The sequence below is a fragment of the Curtobacterium sp. AC272 genome (genome assembly GCF_979258155.1).
Genome location: NZ_OZ409838.1, coordinates 2,503,285 through 2,520,788 on the forward strand (window position 1 = coordinate 2,503,285; position 17,504 = coordinate 2,520,788).

Annotated in this window: 16 protein-coding genes; 15 read left to right on the forward strand and 1 reads right to left on the reverse strand. The window is 71.0% G+C overall.

Translation table 11 applies throughout. The features are described from left to right. The first annotated feature begins 12 nt into the window (after nt 1-12). The 10 genes from ACZZ0J_RS12820 to ACZZ0J_RS12865 all read left to right on the forward strand — a co-directional run bounded on the left by ACZZ0J_RS12820 (nt 13) and on the right by ACZZ0J_RS12865 (nt 11,789). The gene (locus tag ACZZ0J_RS12820; protein ID WP_123292904.1) at nt 13-1,200 is read left to right on the forward strand and encodes an ABC transporter ATP-binding protein; all 1,188 of its coding nucleotides are present in this window, start codon (nt 13-15) and stop codon (nt 1,198-1,200) included. Next, entirely contained in the window at nt 1,197-2,417 is a 1,221-nt protein-coding gene (locus ACZZ0J_RS12825; protein WP_214546059.1) for an ABC transporter substrate-binding protein, read from the forward strand. Before ACZZ0J_RS12820 ends, ACZZ0J_RS12825 begins: the two co-directional genes overlap by 4 nt. Further along, nucleotides 2,414-3,349: an ABC transporter permease gene (locus ACZZ0J_RS12830; protein ID WP_463437208.1), complete on the forward strand. Its 936-nt coding sequence runs from the start codon at nt 2,414-2,416 to the stop codon at nt 3,347-3,349. The genes ACZZ0J_RS12825 and ACZZ0J_RS12830 overlap by 4 nt, the downstream gene beginning before the upstream one ends. Continuing rightward, a complete protein-coding gene (locus ACZZ0J_RS12835) occupies nt 3,346-4,206 on the forward strand; it encodes an ABC transporter permease (RefSeq protein WP_123671284.1) in 861 nt (286 codons plus the stop codon). The genes ACZZ0J_RS12830 and ACZZ0J_RS12835 overlap by 4 nt, the downstream gene beginning before the upstream one ends. Before the next feature lie 347 nt (nt 4,207-4,553). Next, nucleotides 4,554-7,064 (forward strand): YbdK family carboxylate-amine ligase, encoded by a 2,511-nt coding sequence (locus ACZZ0J_RS12840; protein WP_463437209.1) that lies wholly within the window; start codon nt 4,554-4,556, stop codon nt 7,062-7,064. After that, on the forward strand, nt 7,039-7,614 hold the full coding sequence (locus ACZZ0J_RS12845) for a hypothetical protein (RefSeq protein ID WP_463437210.1): 576 nt from the start codon (nt 7,039-7,041) through the stop codon (nt 7,612-7,614). The genes ACZZ0J_RS12840 and ACZZ0J_RS12845 overlap by 26 nt, the downstream gene beginning before the upstream one ends. Beyond that, nucleotides 7,611-8,864 (forward strand): N-acetylglutaminylglutamine amidotransferase, encoded by a 1,254-nt coding sequence (locus tag ACZZ0J_RS12850; RefSeq protein WP_463437211.1) that lies wholly within the window; start codon nt 7,611-7,613, stop codon nt 8,862-8,864. The genes ACZZ0J_RS12845 and ACZZ0J_RS12850 overlap by 4 nt, the downstream gene beginning before the upstream one ends. 37 nt (nt 8,865-8,901) lie before the next feature. Further along, a complete protein-coding gene (locus ACZZ0J_RS12855) occupies nt 8,902-9,099 on the forward strand; it encodes a hypothetical protein (protein ID WP_463437212.1) in 198 nt (65 codons plus the stop codon). Continuing rightward, nucleotides 9,072-10,712, forward strand: coding sequence for an alpha/beta hydrolase family protein (locus ACZZ0J_RS12860; RefSeq protein WP_463437213.1), 1,641 nt, complete (start codon nt 9,072-9,074; stop codon nt 10,710-10,712). The genes ACZZ0J_RS12855 and ACZZ0J_RS12860 overlap by 28 nt, the downstream gene beginning before the upstream one ends. Before the next feature lie 159 nt (nt 10,713-10,871). Further along, entirely contained in the window at nt 10,872-11,789 is a 918-nt protein-coding gene (locus tag ACZZ0J_RS12865; protein ID WP_463437214.1) for a GNAT family N-acetyltransferase, read from the forward strand. Nucleotides 11,790-11,809: 20 nt separating this feature from the next. Here the strand turns inward: ACZZ0J_RS12865 and ACZZ0J_RS12870 are convergent, their stop codons facing one another. Further along, on the reverse strand, nt 11,810-12,679 hold the full coding sequence (locus ACZZ0J_RS12870) for a phosphotransferase family protein (protein WP_463437215.1): 870 nt from the start codon (nt 12,677-12,679) through the stop codon (nt 11,810-11,812). Between the two features lie 131 nt (nt 12,680-12,810). Between ACZZ0J_RS12870 and ACZZ0J_RS12875 the strand changes: the two genes are divergently transcribed. The 5 genes from ACZZ0J_RS12875 (at nt 12,811) to ACZZ0J_RS12895 (ending at nt 17,405) form a co-directional block, all read left to right on the forward strand. Beyond that, a complete protein-coding gene (locus ACZZ0J_RS12875) occupies nt 12,811-13,788 on the forward strand; it encodes a matrixin family metalloprotease (protein ID WP_463437216.1) in 978 nt (325 codons plus the stop codon). 45 nt (nt 13,789-13,833) lie between these two features. Then, complete coding sequence (locus ACZZ0J_RS12880; protein WP_463437217.1) at nt 13,834-14,550, forward strand: GntR family transcriptional regulator; 717 nt, start codon at nt 13,834-13,836, stop codon at nt 14,548-14,550. 91 nt (nt 14,551-14,641) lie between these two features. Continuing rightward, nucleotides 14,642-15,664 carry a sugar phosphate isomerase/epimerase family protein gene (locus ACZZ0J_RS12885; RefSeq protein WP_463437218.1) on the forward strand — a complete coding sequence of 341 codons (1,023 nt, stop codon included), beginning with the start codon at nt 14,642-14,644 and terminating at the stop codon, nt 15,662-15,664. Then, nucleotides 15,661-16,614, forward strand: a complete 954-nt coding sequence (locus tag ACZZ0J_RS12890; RefSeq protein ID WP_463437219.1) for a 3-hydroxyacyl-CoA dehydrogenase family protein — start codon at nt 15,661-15,663, stop codon at nt 16,612-16,614. Before ACZZ0J_RS12885 ends, ACZZ0J_RS12890 begins: the two co-directional genes overlap by 4 nt. A gap of 11 nt (nt 16,615-16,625) precedes the next feature. Then, nucleotides 16,626-17,405, forward strand: a complete 780-nt coding sequence (locus tag ACZZ0J_RS12895; protein WP_463437220.1) for an SDR family NAD(P)-dependent oxidoreductase — start codon at nt 16,626-16,628, stop codon at nt 17,403-17,405. The last annotated feature ends 99 nt before the right edge of the window (nt 17,406-17,504 follow it).

A 17,504-nucleotide genomic window follows, 5' to 3' on the forward strand; every position in this document is an offset into this window, starting at 1 on the left:
GCAGGAGGCACCATGGCAATGACCGGCACGTTCGCCGAATCCGGAGCCGATCTCCGACTCGAGCAGATCACCAAGTCGTTCCCCGGGCACACCGCGGTCGACGCGCTGGACCTGACGGTGCCGGCCGGCTCGTTCTTCGCCCTGCTCGGCCCCTCCGGCTGTGGCAAGACCACGACCCTGCGACTGGTCGCCGGGCTCGAGGAGCCCACGAGCGGCACCATCACGATCGGCGGCGAGGACGTCACCGACACGAAGCCCTACCAGCGGCCCGTCAACACGGTGTTCCAGAACTACGCGCTGTTCCCGCACATGAGCGTGCTCGACAACGTCGCGTTCGGCCTGAAGCGGCGACGGATCCCGGACCCGATGACGAAGGCGCGCGAGGCCCTGCACCTGGTCGAGCTCGACGCCTCGGCCGACAAGCGCCCCGCCTCCCTGTCCGGCGGCATGCAGCAACGCGTCGCCCTGGCCCGCGCGATCGTCAACCGGCCGGCACTCCTGCTGCTCGACGAGCCGCTCGGCGCGCTGGACCTGAAGCTCCGCCACCAGATGCAGCTCGAACTCAAGACGATCCAGGCCGAGGTCGGGCTCACCTTCCTGCACGTCACGCACGACCAGGAAGAAGCGATGACGATGGCCGACACGGTCGCCGTCATGAACGGCGGCCGGATCGAGCAGATGGGCAGCCCCCAGGACCTGTACGAACTGCCCCGCACCGCGTTCGTCGCGAACTTCCTCGGTCAGTCGAACCTGCTCGAGGGCGAGGTCCGCGGCACCGACGGCCCGCTGCTCGTGGTCGCGACCCCGGCGGGCACCATCGCCGTCCCGGCCGACCGCGCCGTCCGGACCTCGGGCAGCGTCGTCGTGGGCGTCCGTCCCGAGAAGCTCAAGATCCGCACCTCGGAACCCACCCCCGAAGCCGGCCGCAACATCCTCGGCCCCGGCCGCGTGGTCGACGTCTCGTTCTCCGGGGTCAGCACCCAGTACCTGGTGGACGTCCCCGGTGCCGGCCGCGTCTCGGTCTTCGCGCAGAACTCGAAGGGCGGACCGCGGATCGCCACCGGCACCGAGGTCTGGCTCACGTGGGGCGTCGACCACGGTTTCGGTCTGGAGGCGCACCCCGCGTCCGACCAGACCGTCACCACCCACGCCGCCACGGGCCTCCAGTCCGCACCCGCCACGGCAGGATCGCTCGCGTGACCGGCGGGGGACCCGGCCCGGACCTGCTGCGCGGACTGACGTCCGCGCGCGTCAGCCGACGCGGCCTGCTCGCCGGCGGAGGAGCCGCCGCGCTCGCGGCGCTGCTCACGGGCTGCAGCATCAAGGGCTCAGCCGCCTCCGGCGCCGAGAACGCCGTCGACTGGACCGCGTTCTGGAAGGACGCGAAGGCGACCAAGACCCTGAACTTCGCGAACTGGCCGCTCTACATCGACTCCGACCACGGCAAGTCCGAATCGCTCGCGCTGTTCCAGAAGGCCACCGGCATCAGCGTCGACTACCAGGCGGTGATCCAGGACAACGCGACGTTCTACGCGACCGTCTCGCCGATCCTTCGGGCGCAGGGTGCCACCGGCTACGACCTGGTCGTGATGACCAACGGGTTCGAGTTGACCCAGATGATCAAGAACGGCTTCGTGTGCGAGCTCGACCACTCGCGGCTGCCGAACTTCGCGGCGAACGCGGGTGACTCGGTGAAGGACCCGACGTACGACCCCGGCAACAAGCACTCCGTCGTCTGGCAGACCGGGTTCACCGGGATCGCCTACAACCCGAAGTACATCGACCGCGAGATCACGTCGTTCCAGGACCTGCTCGACCCGGCGTTCGCGGGCCGCGTCGGGCTGATGAGCGACAACACCGAGCTCGGTTCCCTCGGACTGCTCGCGAACGGCATCGCCCCGGAGACGTCGACCCCGGCGGACTGGCGGAAAGCGCAGGCCTGGTTGCGGAAACTGCGCCCGAGCGTGACCGGCTTCTACGACCAGAGCTACATCAACAAGCTCGAGAACGGCGACACCTGGATCACCCAGGCCTGGTCCGGCGACGTCTTCCAGGCGCAGCAGTCCGGGTTCGAGGACCTGAAGTTCGTCACGCCGGAGGAGGGCCAGATGATGTGGCACGACAACCTCATGATCCCCCGGCAGGCGGCGAACCCGGTGGCCGCCCTCGAGTGGATGGACTTCTACTACACGCCGAAGATCGCGGGCATCGTCGAGGACTGGGTCAACTACGTCTGCCCGGTCCCCAGCGCCGAGGCCTACGTCCGTGACGAGCTCGACGACGCGACGGTGGCGGACAGCCCGCTGGTGTTCCCGGACTCCGACGTGCTCGACCGGTCGCACGAGTTCCGGGTGTTCGAGAACTACGACGAGTACTCGGAGTGGAACGGCATCTTCAACGCGGTGGTGCAGTCGTGACCGCCGTCGGGGTCGCCGGGGCCGGAGCCGCACCGACACCGGGCGCCGGTCCGGCACCGGTCCGTCGGGGGCGCCGTCGCAGCACGCCCTTCCTGCTCGCGTTGGTCGGGACCGCCTACCTCTGCGTGTTCTTCGTCATCCCGCTCGTTTCCGGGCTCATCGTCTCGCTCATGTCGGGCAACCCGGACGACGGGTACACCTTCACGTGGAACTGGGGGATCTACGGCTCCCTGTTCATCGACCCGCAGGTGCCCTACCTGACGTTCCTGCTCCGGTCGCTCTGGTACGGCGCCGCGGCAACGGTCGCCACCATCATCGTCGGGTACCCGGTGGCGTACTTCATCGCCTTCCGGGTGTCCCCGCGGTGGAAGAACCCGCTGCTCATGCTCGTGTTCGTGAGCTTCCTGGTGTCGTTCATCATCCGCACCGACATGTGGGCGTTCGTGCTCGCGTCGCAGGGTCCGGTCGTCACGTTCCTGCAGGCGATCGGCCTGGCGGGCAAGGACTTCCACATCCTCGGCACCGGCGGCGCGGTGATCTTCGGCGACGCCTACAACGACCTGGCGTTCATGGTGCTGCCGATCTACGCCGCGCTCGAACGCATCGACCCGCGGCTCGGCGAGGCCGCCAACGACCTGTACGCCGGCAAGTTCCGGGCCTTCTGGCACACCACGCTGCCGCTGTCCCGCTCGGGCATCTTCGCCGGCGTCCTGCTCGTGTTCATCGACAGCGTCGGCGACCCGGTGAACTCGGCACTGCTCGGCGGCACGAACACGTACACGATCGGCCAGGCGATCCAGGACGCCTACTCCGGCAACCAGCAGTACAACGTCGCCGCGGCACTGTCGACCGTGCTCATGGTCGTGCTCGGCATCATCCTGTTCATCTACGCCCGCGTCTCCGGCACCGACGACCTCGAGGACCTCGTATGACCGCCGTCGCACCGTCTCGACCGTCCACCGTGACCACCTCGTCGCCCGTCGTCCACCGCCACGGCGTGAACCGCCGCGGGCCGTGGCTCGCGATCGTCTACTGGGTCACCATCGCGATCACGCTCGTGCCGATCGTCTACATGATCGTGTACTCGTTCAACGACGCCCCGACGAACCGGCTGTCGTTCGCGTGGAACGGCTTCACGACGTACTGGTACGCGAACCTGGTCAACGTGTCCGGGCTCGGAGCCGCGTTCGTCACCTCGGTCGTCGTCGCGTTCCTGGCCGCGATCATCTCGGTCGCGATCGGGCTGCCGCTGGCCCTGGCGCTCGAGCGGTACCGGTTCCCCGGCCGCGGTGCCGTGAACGCCGTCGTGTTCGCGGACATCGCGGCGCCCTCGATCGTGGTCGGCTCGGCGTCGCTGTCGTTCTTCCTGTCGGTGGGGCTCGGCACCGGGTTCCTGACCGTGCTCATCACCCACGTGGCGTTCGACGTCGCGTACGTCGTGGTGGTGCTCCGCGCCCGGATCTCCGGCACGTCGCGGGTGCTCGAAGAGGCCGCGAGCGACCTCGGGGCGACGCCGTTCCAGGCCTTCCGGCTCGTGACCCTGCCGTTGCTCGCGCCGGGCATGCTCGCGGCCGGGCTGCTGGCGCTCGCGATGTCGATCGACGACTACGTCATCACCTCGTTCGTCGCCGGGCCCGCGGTCACGTTCCCCCTGTTCGTCTACGGAGCCGCGAAGGCCGGGATGCCGCCGCAGGTGCTGTGCTTCGGGACGCTCGTGTTCGCGGTGGGGTTGCTCGTGGCGCTGCTGAACGGAGCGCTCAACCGGCGGCTGGCGCGGACGCGGGGCTGACGGTTCGCGGCTGGTGCGAGGTTGGCCACTCGGTGCGCGCTCGTAACCAGGCACGGAGTGTGCAACCTCGCACGGGGTGACGTCGTGCTCCACCAGTGCTCGTGACGCTCGATCGACGACCGTGTTACGGACGCGAGTCGGGCGGTGTGCCGCGGCGCGCACCACAGCCGCCGCGCGTAGGTTCCAGCCATGAGTGCAGAGCTGACGCTCGGCGCCGAGGAAGAGCTGCACCTCATCGACCTCGAGTCCGGCCGACTTTCCGCGAAGGCCCGCGCCTTCTGCCCAAGCTGCCCGCCGATCGCTTCGGCGCGGAACTGCAGCGCACGACGATCGAGACGAACACCCCCGTGGTGCGCACCCTCGACGACCTGCGGCGGGTGATCGTCGACCTGCGCCGAGAGCTCAGCGCCGCGATCGCCCCGGCCGGGGTGACCATCGCGTCGGTGGGCACCGCGCCGCGGTCCGAGTACGCCGACTTCGAACTGACCAGCGGCGGACGCTACGGCCGGATGCAGGAGCAGTACCGGATGCTCGTCGACGAGCAGCTCATCTGCGGCCTGCAGGTGCACGTCGGGGTGAGCGACCGCGACCTGGCGGTGCAGATCGCCCAGCGGGTCGCGCCGGTGCTGCCGGTGCTGCTGGCCCTGAGCGCGTCGAGTCCGTTCTGGAACGGGCAGGACACCGGCTACTCGTCGTTCCGCAGCATCATCTGGCAGCGGTGGCCGTCGGCCGGCAGCTTCGGGCGGGTGTCGAACGCGGCCGAGTACGACAAGGTGCTCGACGACCTGATCGCCTCGGGGGTGATCGCCGACAAGAAGATGGCGTACTTCGACGTGCGGCCGTCCTCGCACGCTCCGACACTCGAACTCCGGGTCTGCGACGCCACCCCGATCGTCGACGACGCGGTGCTCATCGCCGGCCTGTTCCGGGCCGCGGTGCGGAAGGCCGAGATCGCCGTCGAGTCCGGCGCCGAGTGGCACCCCCGCAGCGAACCCCTGCACCGTGCAGCGATGTGGCAGGCGGCGCGCACGGGGCTGAGCGGCGAACTGCTCGGCCTCGGGCAGCACCCGGACCGCCTGCCCGCCGAGGTCGCCGTCCGGCAACTGGTGTCCCGCCTGCGTCCGGAACTCGAGGAGCTCGGCGACTGGGGCACCGTCACGGACCTGCTCGAGGACACCCTGGCCCGCGGCAACTCCACCGATCGACAGCGCACCGCGTACGCCGAGCGCGGGGAGCTCGACGACGTCGTCGCCCTGGTGGTCGAGGACACCGCCGGCACCCCGTCCGGCCGCGACGAGGACCCGGCGGTCGCGGTCCCCGGCTACCGCGTGCGCGCCGGTGACGAAGCGGTGGGACCCGGTTCCCGTCCCCGTCCGGCGTTCCGCGACCTGGCGACGTACTTCACCGCCTGGGACGCCGACACCACGAACGAGCACTGCGCCGCGCGCGACGCCTGGACCCGCGAGCACGAGGTCGGCTTCGTCGTGGACGGCGGCGTGCAGGCCTTCGGGTGCGACCTGGTGCCGCGGACGATCAGCGCGTACGAGTGGTCGCAGCTGGAGCGCGGCCTCGGGCAGCGCGCACGGGCGATCGAGCTGTTCCTGCGTGACGTGTACGGCGAGCGGCGGATCGTGGCCGACGGGGTCATGGACGAGCACCAGTTCGTCGGGGCGAACGGCTGGGACCCCGACGCCTCGCGCCTGCCCGGTCACGCGGTGCGGGCACCCGTGCTCGGCTTCGACCTGGTGCGGAACGAGTTCGGCGGCTGGCGGGTGCTCGAGGACAACGTGCGCTCGCCCTCCGGGGTGGCGTACGGCATCGCCCTCCGCGAGCTCATGGACGCCGTCGTGCCCGACGCGCCCCGTCCGGCGCTGTTGCGCGACCCGCACGGCGTGACCGACCGCCTGCGCGAGACCCTGCGCACCAACGCGACCGCGGTGACCGGCAGCCCGGACCCGGTGCTCGCACTCGTCAGCGACGGCCCCGCCGCCGGCGCGTGGTTCGAGCACCGCAGGCTGGCCGACGGAGCGGGGCTGCGCCTCCTGGCCGGGTCCGACCTGGACGTCCGTGACGGACGCGTGGTCGACGCGACGACCGGCGACGTGCTCGACGGGCTGTACCTGCGGATCGACCGCGACGTGCGGGCCCTGACTGCTGACCACGCGCCGGAGCTGGGCGCCCGCGTCCTCGACGTGGCCGAGGCCGGACACGTCCACCTGTCGAACGCCCCGGGCAACGCCCTGGTCGACGACAAGGCGATGTACGTCAACGTGCCGGACCTGATCTGGTACTACCTGGACGAGAAGCCGCTGCTCGAGTCGGTGCCGACGTACCGCACGAGCATCGAGGGCGAACGGCTGTCCGTGCTCGACCGGGTCGGCGAACTCGTGACGAAGCCGGTCGACGGCGAAGGCGGACGTGGGGTCCTGATCGGGCCGAGCGCGAGTGCCCCGGAGGTCGCCGAACGACGGCGCGAGATCGCTGCCGACCCAGCCGGTTGGGTCGGACAGGAAGTGGTGCAGCTGTCGTCGCACCCGACCATCGGACCGGCGGGCCTCGACCCACGGCACGTCGACCTGCGCGCGTTCGTCTACCTGACCGGGACCGGAGCGGACGACGCGCACCTGGCCGACGTCGCGCTGACACGGGTGGCGCCCGAGGGCAGCATGGTCGTGAACTCGTCGCGCGGCGGCGGCGCCAAGGACACCTGGATCGTGGGATCCGCCGCGACGGCGGCGGCCGAGGAGAGCGCTGATGTGTGGACTCGCGGGCGAGATCCGGTTCGACGGCACGGCCCCGGACGTCGGAGCAGTGGCACGGATGACCGGGTGCATGGTGCACCGCGGCCCCGACGGTGACGGGCTGTGGGCACGCGGGCCGGTCGCGCTCGGACACCGACGGCTGTCGATCGTCGACCTGTCCACCGCCGGTGCGCAGCCGATGGTGCTGCCCCGGGCCGGACTGACGATCGCCTACAACGGCATGGTCTACAACTACGAGCAGCTCCGCGACGAGCTGCGCGGCAAGGGGCACGAGTTCTTCTCGACGTCGGACACCGAGGTCATCGCCGTCGCCTACGCCGAGTGGGGCACGGCCTTCGTCGAGCACCTGATCGGCATGTTCGCCATCGCGATCTGGGAGCACGCCAGCGGTCGACTCGTGCTCGCGCGGGACCGGCTCGGCATCAAGCCGTTGTACGTCGCGGAGGTCCGCGGTGGGCTGCGGTTCGCGAGCTCCCTGCCCGCGATCCTGGCGGGGGACGGCGGAACGGGCAGCTCCGGCAGCGGCATCGACACGTCCATCGACCCCGTCGCCTTCGCCTCCTACATGAGCTTCCACTCGATCGTGCCCGCCCCCGCACGATCCTGTCCGGCGTCGGCAAGCTCCCGCCCGCCACCGTCCGGGTGATCGAGCGCGACGGCACATCCCGCGACACCGTCTACTGGGAGCCGCGGTTCGAACGCGACCCGGGCAAGGCCGACTGGACCGATCGCGACTGGGAGCAGGCGTTCATCGGGTCGCTCCGCACCGCGGTCGAGCGCCGCATGGTGGCCGACGTCCCCGTGGGCGTGCTGCTGTCCGGCGGCATCGACTCGTCCCTGGTCGTCGGGCTGCTCGCCGAGGCCGGGCAGCAGGACCTCGCGACGTTCAGCATCGGCTTCGAGGCCGCGGGCGGTGAATCCGGCGACGAGTTCGAGTACTCGGACCAGGTCGCGGAGCACTTCGGCACCGACCACCACCGCATCCACATCCCCTCGACGCGCCTGCTCGACGGCATCGACGGTGCGGTCGCCGCCATGAGCGAGCCGATGGTCAGCCACGACTGCGTCGCGTTCTACCTGCTGTCGCAGGAGGTCTCGCAGCACGTCAAGGTCGTGCAGTCCGGCCAGGGTGCCGACGAGGTGCTCGCCGGCTACGACTGGTACCCGCCACTCGCCGACGTGCCCCGCGACCAGGCGGCCGAGGCCTACCGCTCCGTGTTCATGGACCGCCGCTGGCCGGCGCTTCAGGAGCTGCTCGGGGAGCGCTGGAAGAGTGACGACGACACCCCGTCGGCGTTCGTGGACGCCACGTTCGCGGCTCCGGGCGCGGAGACGAGCGTCGACGCTGCGCTCCGCAGCGACACGATGACGATGCTCGTCGACGACCCCGTGAAGCGCGTCGACAACATGACGATGGCGTGGGGCCTCGAGGCGCGCGTGCCGTTCCTGGACCACGAGTTCGTCGAGCTGGCCGGCGCGATCCCGCCCGCGCTCAAGCTGTCGGACGGCGGCAAGGGCGTCATGAAGCGAGCGTCGCGCGGCATCGTCCCCGACAGTGTCATCGACCGCAGCAAGGGGTCGTTCCCGGTGCCCGCGATCCGGCAGCTCGAGGGCCCGTACCTGGAGCGGGTGCGCGCGGCACTGCACGCGCCCGAGGCACGTGAGCGCGGTCTGTTCGACCCGGGTACGGTCGAGCGGATGCTCCAGGACCCGAACAGCACGCGGACCGAGATCGGCGCGAACGCGCTCTGGCAGCTCGGCCTGATCGAGATGTGGCTGCAGCAGCAGGGGTGCGGTGAACGTGGGTTCCCTCCGGACTGGAGGCGCGGCGAGCGTCGCGTCGTCTGCCGACGTCCGTCCCTCGGTCACGACCAGGGCTGCGGCCGACCTGGGTGAGCGGCTCGCCGCCGCCTGGGGGTCGTGGGGCCCCACCATGACCCGGAACGCCCGGCGCGTGGCGTTCGTGAGCGACCGGCACGGCACCCCCGAGGTGTTCGTGCAGGACGTCGTCGTCGACGGCGAACTGCCCGAACCGGTCCGGATCGCGCTGTCCGACGACCCCGTGATCCGGGTGTCGTGGTCGTCCGACGGGAGTGGCTCGCCGTGGCGATCGCGACCGACGGCGGCGTGAAGCAGCAGGTCTGGGTGGTCCGGCCGGACGGCACCGACGCCGCGCAGATCGCCGGTTCGCGGTACCAGCACGCCGAACTCGGCCCGTGGAGCCGCAGTGGGCACCGGGTCGTCATCACGCTGCCCTCGACCGAAGCCGACCAGCCGGCCCGCTCGTACCTGGTCGACCCGGTGTCCGGCGACCGCGACGACCTGGCCGTCGGCGAACTCATCCACATCCTCGACCTCTCGGTGGAGGAACGCCTCGTCGTGCTGAGTGACGGGCAGCGTGGGCAGGAGTTCGTCGTCGTGGTCGACCGGCTGACCGACGAGAGCCACGCCCTGTTCGCCGACGACCCCGACGGGTCCGCTGACATCGCGTTCCTGCGGCCCTCGCCCGCGAGCGAGACCAGCCCGCTCGTCGCCTACGTCGCCACCGAGGCCGGACTGCCCCGCCGCGGACTCGTCGCCCAGCCCGTCGGACCCCACGGCTGGCGCGGTACACCCCGGCGGATCATCGAGCGCGCCGACGCCGAGCTCGAGTACCTCGACGCCGACGACGCCGGCCGCACGCTGCTGCTCGTCTGGAACGTCGACGGGCGCAGCGAACTCGACCTCATCAACACCCACGACGCCTCGCGCACCCCGGTGCCGGACCTGCCCGGGTACGTCGTCACCGACCCGGTGCTGAGCCGCGACGGCCGGAGCGTGCTGCTCGCCGTCGAAGGGCCCACCCGACCGCGGGAACTCTGGCGGCTCGACACGAACGCGCTCACCTGGAGCCGGGTCACCGACGTCCCCGCGCTGCCGGACGTGCAGCTGGTCGAGCCGACGCTCGAGCGGTTCGCCGCGCGTGACGGACTGGAGTTGACCGGCTGGCTGTACCGGGCAGTGGAGCCGGCCGTGTCGGTGGCGGATGCCGATGACGGGACGCGGGACGTTCCTCCCGGCCCGCGCGCAGCGCTCGTCCACCTGCACGGCGGACCGGAGTCGCAGGAACGACCCACGTTCTCGCCGCAGCACCAGGCGCTCGCCGCAGCGGGCGTGACCGTCCTCGCCCCGAACATCCGAGGATCGTCCGGGTACGGACACGAGTTCGTGCACGCCGACGACCTGGGACTGCGGTGGAACGCGCTCGCCGACGTCGTGGACTGCGCACGGTTCCTGGTGTCGAACGGGTACGCCGACCGCTCCCGGGTGGCCGTCGAGGGCCGCTCCTACGGCGGGTACGCGACCCTCGCGTCGGTGGCGTTCACGCCCGACGTGTTCGCGGCAGGTGTCGCCGTGTGCGGGATGAGCGACTTCGCGACGTTCTACCGGGACACCGAACCGTGGATCGCCTCGGCCGCTGCGACGAAGTACGGGCACCCCGTCGACGACGAAGCGCTGCTCGCGGCCCTGTCGCCGATGCGGGCGATCGACGACGTCACGGCGCCGTTGCTCGTCGTGCACGGCGAGCTCGACACGAACGTCCCCATCGGCGAGGCGCACCAGGTGGTCGCGGCGCTGCGGGAGCGGTCGCACGACGTCGAGTACCTGGAGCTCGAGGGTGAGGGGCACGAGTACCGACGGGCGTCGTCGCGGGCGCTGCTGGTGCGGCGGATGGTGGAGTTCGTGGCGTCGCGCTTGGCGTGAGGCGCTGCGTCGCGGGGTGCGCGCCGGGGTTCTCGCTGGTGCGAGGTTCCACGCCTGGTGCGAGGTTGTTTCCTCGCACCAGGTGAACAACCTCGCACCGCGCCGTCACGGGGTGCAATGATGCGGTGGCGGCGCTCGCCGCGGGCGGAGAATGATGGGATGACGACGACTGCGCCGACCTCGACCGCGCTGCCCCGACCGGGAGAAGTCCTCGTGACCTCGGCAGCGGACGTCGAGCAGGTCGTCCAACGCGCCACGAACAACTACGCCTCCGGGGTCGTCGCGGACACCGCCGGGTGGGCGGACGGCGACCGTCGGCGGATCGAGGACCTCGGGTTCCGCGGCGGCGATGCCCGCCGCGAGGCGCTCCGGACGCTCGACCTGACCATCGCCGACGACGGTACGCCGACGCGGGTGCTCGACGCCCCCGCGATGGCCGCGCTGAACAGCCACCACGCGCGGTTCGCCGAGCGCCGAGGCGAGGTCGTGCGGTACCAGACCGACGTGTCGGTGTGGACGGGCGTCCCCGCGCAGCCCACGCCGCAGGACTGGGAGGACGTCCGGGCGCTGCTCGGATCGGGTGGGATGCTCGGCGTCGGTGCCGCTGCTGTACTGCCGTCGGGGTGGGAGCTGGTCGAGGGCGCCGGCGGCGTGCAGCTCACCGGTGAGGCCATCGAGGGGGTCCCCGACGACGAGGCCGTCGTGCTGACGCCCGACGACGTGCCGGAGATGACAGCACTGGTCGAGCGGACGAAGCCGGGGCCGTTCCTGCCGCGCACCATCGAGCTCGGCACGTACCTGGGCATCCGGCGCGACGGGCGACTCGTCGCGATGGCGGGGGAGCGGTTGCACCCGCCGGGGTGGACCGAGATCAGCGCCGTGTGCACCGATGCGGAGTACCGAGGCCAGGGGTTCGGGCGGCGGCTGGTGCTCGCCGTCGCGCACGGGATCCGGGAGCGCGGTGAGACGCCGCTCATGCACGCGGCTGCCGGGAACACCGGGGCGATCGGGCTGTACCAGCACCTCGGCTTCCGACTGCGGGACCGTGGGGCGCCGCGGTTCGTGCGGGTGCCGTGAGCTGCCGTCGTTCCTGACCGTCAGAAGGCGGCGAGGGCACGCCGCAGCATGTCGTGGCCCTGGGCCTCGAAGCCCTCGTCGCCGACGGTGTATGCCCAGGTCGCGGTGCCCACTGCTTCGCGGAGTTGCAGCCAGCGCCAGGCGTCCGACTCGCGCGGATCGTCGCCGTAGCCGTCGAAGAACGCCGCTTGGAGGGCCGGATCGTCCTGCCAGTGCAGCACCGCGAGGCGGGTGAGGTCGAACGATGCCGGGCGCCAGCCGAAGCGGCCGAAGTCGATGACGCGGAGCCGTCCGTGGCGGTCGCCTTCGTCGTCGACGATCCAGTTGCGCGGGTGGAAGTCGCCGTGGGTCGGGACCAAGGGCTCGTCCGGGTGGTCGGCGGGGAGGATCTCGAGCGCCGCGCGGGTCCGGGCGACGACGTCGGACGAGATCCGGTGCGGGGTATCGAGGGCACGGAAGGCCTTCGCCTGTTCGTGCAGCAGGAACGTCGGGTCGTGCCGGGTGCCGTGGTCGTGCAGACGCCGGAGGACTGCGCCGGCCTGCCGGTGGACGTCAGGGGCGTACTCGTCCGGGGTCCCGAGGGCGAGGTGACCGGGGACGCGCTCGAGGATCAGGACCCGGTGCTGTTCGTCCGCGGCCACGAGGGCACCGGTGTCCCCGGCGGCGCACAGGTCGTCGGTCACGGTCCGGTGCGCGTCGAGTTCGCGGGGAAAGTGGGTGTTGTCCTGGCCCGAGGCCTTCACGGTGTAGCCGACGTCGCCGTCGACGACGTGCAGGACCCTCGTGTCGAGCAGGCCCCACGAGTCGTCCGCCACGAGGACGGCATCAGGGAGCGTGCGGAGCACGAATGCGATCTGGTGGTCGTCGAGTCCGGTGTCGCCCCACTGCATGGCGGCACGTTACCCGGTCCGCTCTGCGCACCGCGGCCGTTCTGGGGGCTTGTCGACTCTTCCGCTCCCTCGGACACTGATGCAGCCGTCCGCCACCGTGGTTCGGGTGCGGTGTGATCAAGGAGGGCGCAGTGCGCACGTCGTCGAAGGCCGCAGCCGCGGTCGCACTCGGGCTCGCCCTGACGGCGGTCGTCGCCGCACCGGGCATCGCGGGAGCGCCCAGCTGCCGAGGGGACCGCATCTCGGTCCACGATCTCGCCTCTGGGTGCCGCGTCGACTCCGGCGTGGTCGCGCTCGAGGACGGCCGGACCTTCGCGGTGCCCGCCGCCGGCGTCACGCTCACCGCTGCCCCGGTCGCCGAAGGGGCCACCGACCCCGGTGACGTGGTGATCGCGAACCGAGGTGCCGCGGGCATCGCGGTGCAGGTCGACGAGGTGTGGGCCGGATCACCCACCGCCGTCCGGCAGGAACACGCAGCCCAGCAGCGCCGAACGCTCGGAGCGACGATCCGTGGCACCGTCTCGCACAGCGTCGCCACGACGTCCGCGAGCTGTGGGAGCAAGGCGTACGTGCTGACCGGCGCGCACTGGGAGTCCACGGTCCGGTGGCGGTACAACCCGACCGGGGCCAGAGTGTCGAACGTCGCAGCGATCCAGCGCGGTGCCGAGGCCTGGACCGGCACGATCACGGCGTGCGGTGAGACGGTCCAGTCGACGGCGGCGCAGGAGTACCTCGGCACCGCGACACAGCAGGCTGCGGTCACCGCCGATGGTGGCTGCGGGACCTCGAACCGGACGAGCGTCGTCGGGTGGGGCAAGCTGCCGTCGAAGACCCTGGCGCTGACGTGCATCTGGTCCTTCACGGGCGGGGTCGCCTTCGAGACCGACCAGCGGTACTCGACGAGCCACCGGTGGGCATCGACCAGCACGTGCTCGGACAACCGGTTCGACCTGCGTGGCATCGCGACGCACGAGTGGGAGCACTCGTACGGTCTCGGGCACACGGCGCAGAAGTCGGGGCTCGTGATGAAGCCGTCATCCACGGTGTGCGACACGGCGCAGCGGACGCTCGGGCTCGGCGATGCACGGGGGATCGCCGCGCTGTACTGAGCGGAGCAACGGCGTCGGGATTCGTGGATTCTCTAGGATCGACCCATGTCCACGACCATGCCCGGCTTCGGGACCGAACGCATCGCGCAGCTCGGCCTGCGTGACCGCGTCTACGACCGGGTGCTCGAGGTCCTGATGGGCCACGACGTCGAACCCGGCATGCGGCTGTCGATCGACGGGCTCGCCCGAACCCTCGGCGTCTCCCCGACGCCGGTGCGCGAAGCCCTCGTGCAGCTCGAACGCACCGGCCTCGTCACCCGAGAGGCGAACAAGGGCTACCGGGTCTCTCCACCCCTGGCCGGCGACCAACTCGAGGCACTGTTCGACGCCCGGCTCATCGTGGAGAGCGGCGCCGTCGAGCTCGCCGCCCGCGGGGACGTCGACGCCCTGCGGGAGCGGCTCGGCACGGCGCTCGACGAGCAGGCTGCGGTGGCCGACGAGGTCGCGGCGGTCGGTGCTGCGGACGCCCCGGAAGAGCTGATGGCCCGGTTCTTCCGGAGCGACTGGCAGTTCCACCAGCTGATCTTCGACGCGACGCGCAACCCGTTCCTCGAGGAGATGTCCGAGATCATCACGACGCGGGTGCACCGGATGCGGCAGATCGTCGAGGGTGGCGGGGACGACACCGACCGCGCCGTGCACGAGCACCGAGCGGTCGTCGATGCCCTCGCGGTCGGGCCGACCGAAGCAGTGGCGGCGATGCGGCACCACATCGACGCCGTCCGGCTCCGGTCGCGCGCGGACGCTTCGCACACGAGCTGATCCCACAGGGGTTGCGCTCTGTCGAGGTGCGAGTATCTTTCCTATAGGAAAGAGGTTCACCGCCGAACCCCGACATGCGAAGGAGCATTCCGTGAGCACACCGCAGGACTGGGTCGACCAGGATTGGGACCCCACCACCTGGACGTCGGACACCTGGCCGATCGCCGCCTGTCTGCACGGCTTCGCCCAGGTCATGCGCGACGGCGCCGCGTTCCACGATGCCCCGGCCGAGGTGTGGGACGACGTGTTCGCCCAGATCGCAGCCGCCGGGTTCTCGCTCGCCGAACTCGCCGACAGCCACATTCGCCCCGCCGACCTCGAGCGTTCCCGTCGCGATGAACTGTTCGCCGTCGCGAAGGCGCACGGCATCGGGATCCCGTCCGTGCACCTGCAGCGCAAGAGCGTCATCCAGCCCGGGCACGAGGAGGACAACCTCGCCTACGCCCACCGCACCATCGACGCGGCGGCCGAGTGGGGCATGCAGGTGTTCTCGACGGGGCTGCACCAGCCGTTCACCGAGGCCCAGAAACGCGCGCTGTGGTTCTGGACCGCGCAGGGCCCGAAGGACCCGGAGGACCCCGAGGTCTGGAACGCGGCGGTCAAGCGCCTGCGGGAGCTCGGCGAGCACGCTGCGAGCGTCGGACTGCCGATGGCCCTCGAACTGTACGAGGACACCTACCTCGGCACCGCCGACAGCGCCGTGCGCCTGGTCGAGGACATCGGGCTCGACAACGTCGGCCTGAACGCGGACGTCGCGAACCTCATCCGCCTGCACCGGCCGATCGAGGACTGGCGGGAGCTCTTCGCGAAGACCATGCCGCACACGAACTACCTGCACGTGAAGAACTACACGCGTGACGAGGCCGGCGACGGTAGCTGGGCGACGAGCGCGCCGAGCACCATGGAGACGGGCCTCATCAACTACCGCCAGGTCCTGCGCGACGCCGTCGCCGACGGGTTCCGCGGGATCGTCATGACCGAGCAGTACGGCGGGGACAGCCTCGGCGTCTGCGCCACGAACCAGCAGTACATCCGATCGGTGCTCGCGACGACGAAGCTCGACGCGACGGCGACCCCGACTGCAGCAACCAGCACCGAAGGAGCAACCCGATGAGCACCCTCGACATCGCCGTCGTCGGATCCGGCTACATGGGCGGCGGGATCGCCCAGGTCCTCGCCCTCGCCGGCCACACCGTCCGGATCGCCGACGTCTCGGCCGAGATCGCCGCGTCCAACCGCGCCCGGCTCATCGCAGAGACCGAGCAGTTCGTCGCGGACGGCCTGTTCCCCGCGGACGCCGTGGCGCGCGTCGACGCCCACCTCACCGCCGCCGCCTCCATCGAGGAAGCGGTCGCCGCGGCCGACTTCATCGAGGAGGCCGTCCCCGAGAAGATCGAGATCAAGCACGCGACCCTCCGCCGCATCAGCGAAGCCGCCCGCCCCGACGCGATCATCGGCTCGAACACCTCGACGATCCTGATCGAGTCGCTGGCCGAGGCGGTCGTGGGCCCAGAGCGGTTCCTCGGTGTGCACTTCTCGAACCCGGCCCCGTTCATCCCCGGCGTCGAGCTCATCCCGCACCCGACCACGAACGAGCACGCGATCGCGGTCGGCGAGACCGTCGTCGCTGCGACCGGCAAGCAGTCGGCGCGGGTGAAGGACTCGACCGGGTTCGTGCTGAACCGCCTGCAGTACGCGTTGTTCGAGGAAGCCACGAAGATCGCCGACGAGGGCATCGCCACCCCCGACGACATCGACACCATCGTGCGGACCACGTTCGGGTTCCGCCTGCCGTTCTTCGGCCCGTTCGCGATCGCCGACATGGCCGGGCTCGACGTCTACGCGTTCTGCTTCGAGTCGCTGCAGACCCGCTGGCCCGAGCGCTTCGCCACCCCGCCGTCGCTGCAGCAGCACGTCGACGCGGGCGAGCTCGGCACGAAGTCCGGCGCCGGGTACCTCGAGGTGCCGGCCGAGCGGACGCCGGAGCTCGTCGCCTACCGCAACAAGGCCTACGTCGCGATGCAGAAGCTGCTCGACGACCTCGGCCCGGCCCCGATCCACTGAGGGGGACGAGCATGAACACGAACACGAACACGCAGAACCAGGACCGCACCGTCGTCCTCACCGGAGCGGCATCACCGCGCGGCATCGGTCGCGCCACCGCCCACCACCTGGCCGAGGCCGGCTGGGACATCGGCATCATCGACCTCGACCAGACCGCCAGCGAACAGGTCGCCACCGAGATCCGCGAGCAGCACGGAGTCCGTGCGGTCGGCGTCGGCGCGAACGTCGCCGACGAGACCGCGGTCCGGGCGGCGTTCGACACGATCGAGGCCGAACTCGACCCCGTCGTCGCCCTCGTCAACCTGGCCGGCGTCTCGTCCGCGCACGCCTACCTCGACCTGCCCGAGGGGGAGTGGCACCGCGTGCTGTCGATCAACCTCGACGGCGTGCACTTCGCCAGCCTGCGGGCAGCGGAGTCGATGGTGCAGCACGGCTACGGCCGCATCGTGAACCTCTCGTCGGTCTCCGCCCAGCGCGGTGGCGGCACCTTCAGTAAGACCCCGTACACGGTGGCGAAGGCCGGCGTGATCGGCCTGACCCGTGGCCTGGCCCGCGAGCTCGGCCCGCTCGGCGTCACCGTCAACGCGATCGCCCCCGGCCCGATCGACACCGACATCATGGGCGGCACCCTGACCGAGGAGCGCAAGACCGAGATGGCAGCGGACGGCGTGCTGCCGCGCATCGGCACACCGCGGGACATCGCCGCGGCCATCGCGTACCTGATCAGCGAGGACGCCGGGTTCGTCACCGGCCAGACGCTGAACGTCGACGGCGGCCTGTACATGCACTAGAGCCGACCGGCCACGGATCGCGCGCCGTCCGCGCGACGCGATCCGTGCCTCCCGTCCGACCGGCCGACCGACCGTCGGACGCCCCGAAACCGCACCGTG

Excerpts from the sequence above, each read along its gene's own strand:
- ACZZ0J_RS12820 (WP_123292904.1), top strand. The coding sequence starts at position 13 with ATGGCAATGACCGGCACGTTCGCCGAATCCGGAGCCGATCTCCGACTC.
- ACZZ0J_RS12835 (WP_123671284.1), top strand. The coding sequence starts at position 3,346 with ATGACCGCCGTCGCACCGTCTCGACCGTCCACCGTGACCACCTCGTCG.
- ACZZ0J_RS12845 (WP_463437210.1), top strand. The coding sequence starts at position 7,039 with ATGGTGCACCGCGGCCCCGACGGTGACGGGCTGTGGGCACGCGGGCCG.
- ACZZ0J_RS12855 (WP_463437212.1), top strand. The coding sequence starts at position 8,902 with ATGACCCGGAACGCCCGGCGCGTGGCGTTCGTGAGCGACCGGCACGGC.
- ACZZ0J_RS12865 (WP_463437214.1), top strand. The coding sequence starts at position 10,872 with ATGACGACGACTGCGCCGACCTCGACCGCGCTGCCCCGACCGGGAGAA.
- ACZZ0J_RS12870 (WP_463437215.1), bottom strand. The coding sequence starts at position 12,679 with ATGCAGTGGGGCGACACCGGACTCGACGACCACCAGATCGCATTCGTG.
- ACZZ0J_RS12880 (WP_463437217.1), top strand. The coding sequence starts at position 13,834 with ATGTCCACGACCATGCCCGGCTTCGGGACCGAACGCATCGCGCAGCTC.
- ACZZ0J_RS12890 (WP_463437219.1), top strand. The coding sequence starts at position 15,661 with ATGAGCACCCTCGACATCGCCGTCGTCGGATCCGGCTACATGGGCGGC.
- ACZZ0J_RS12895 (WP_463437220.1), top strand. The coding sequence starts at position 16,626 with ATGAACACGAACACGAACACGCAGAACCAGGACCGCACCGTCGTCCTC.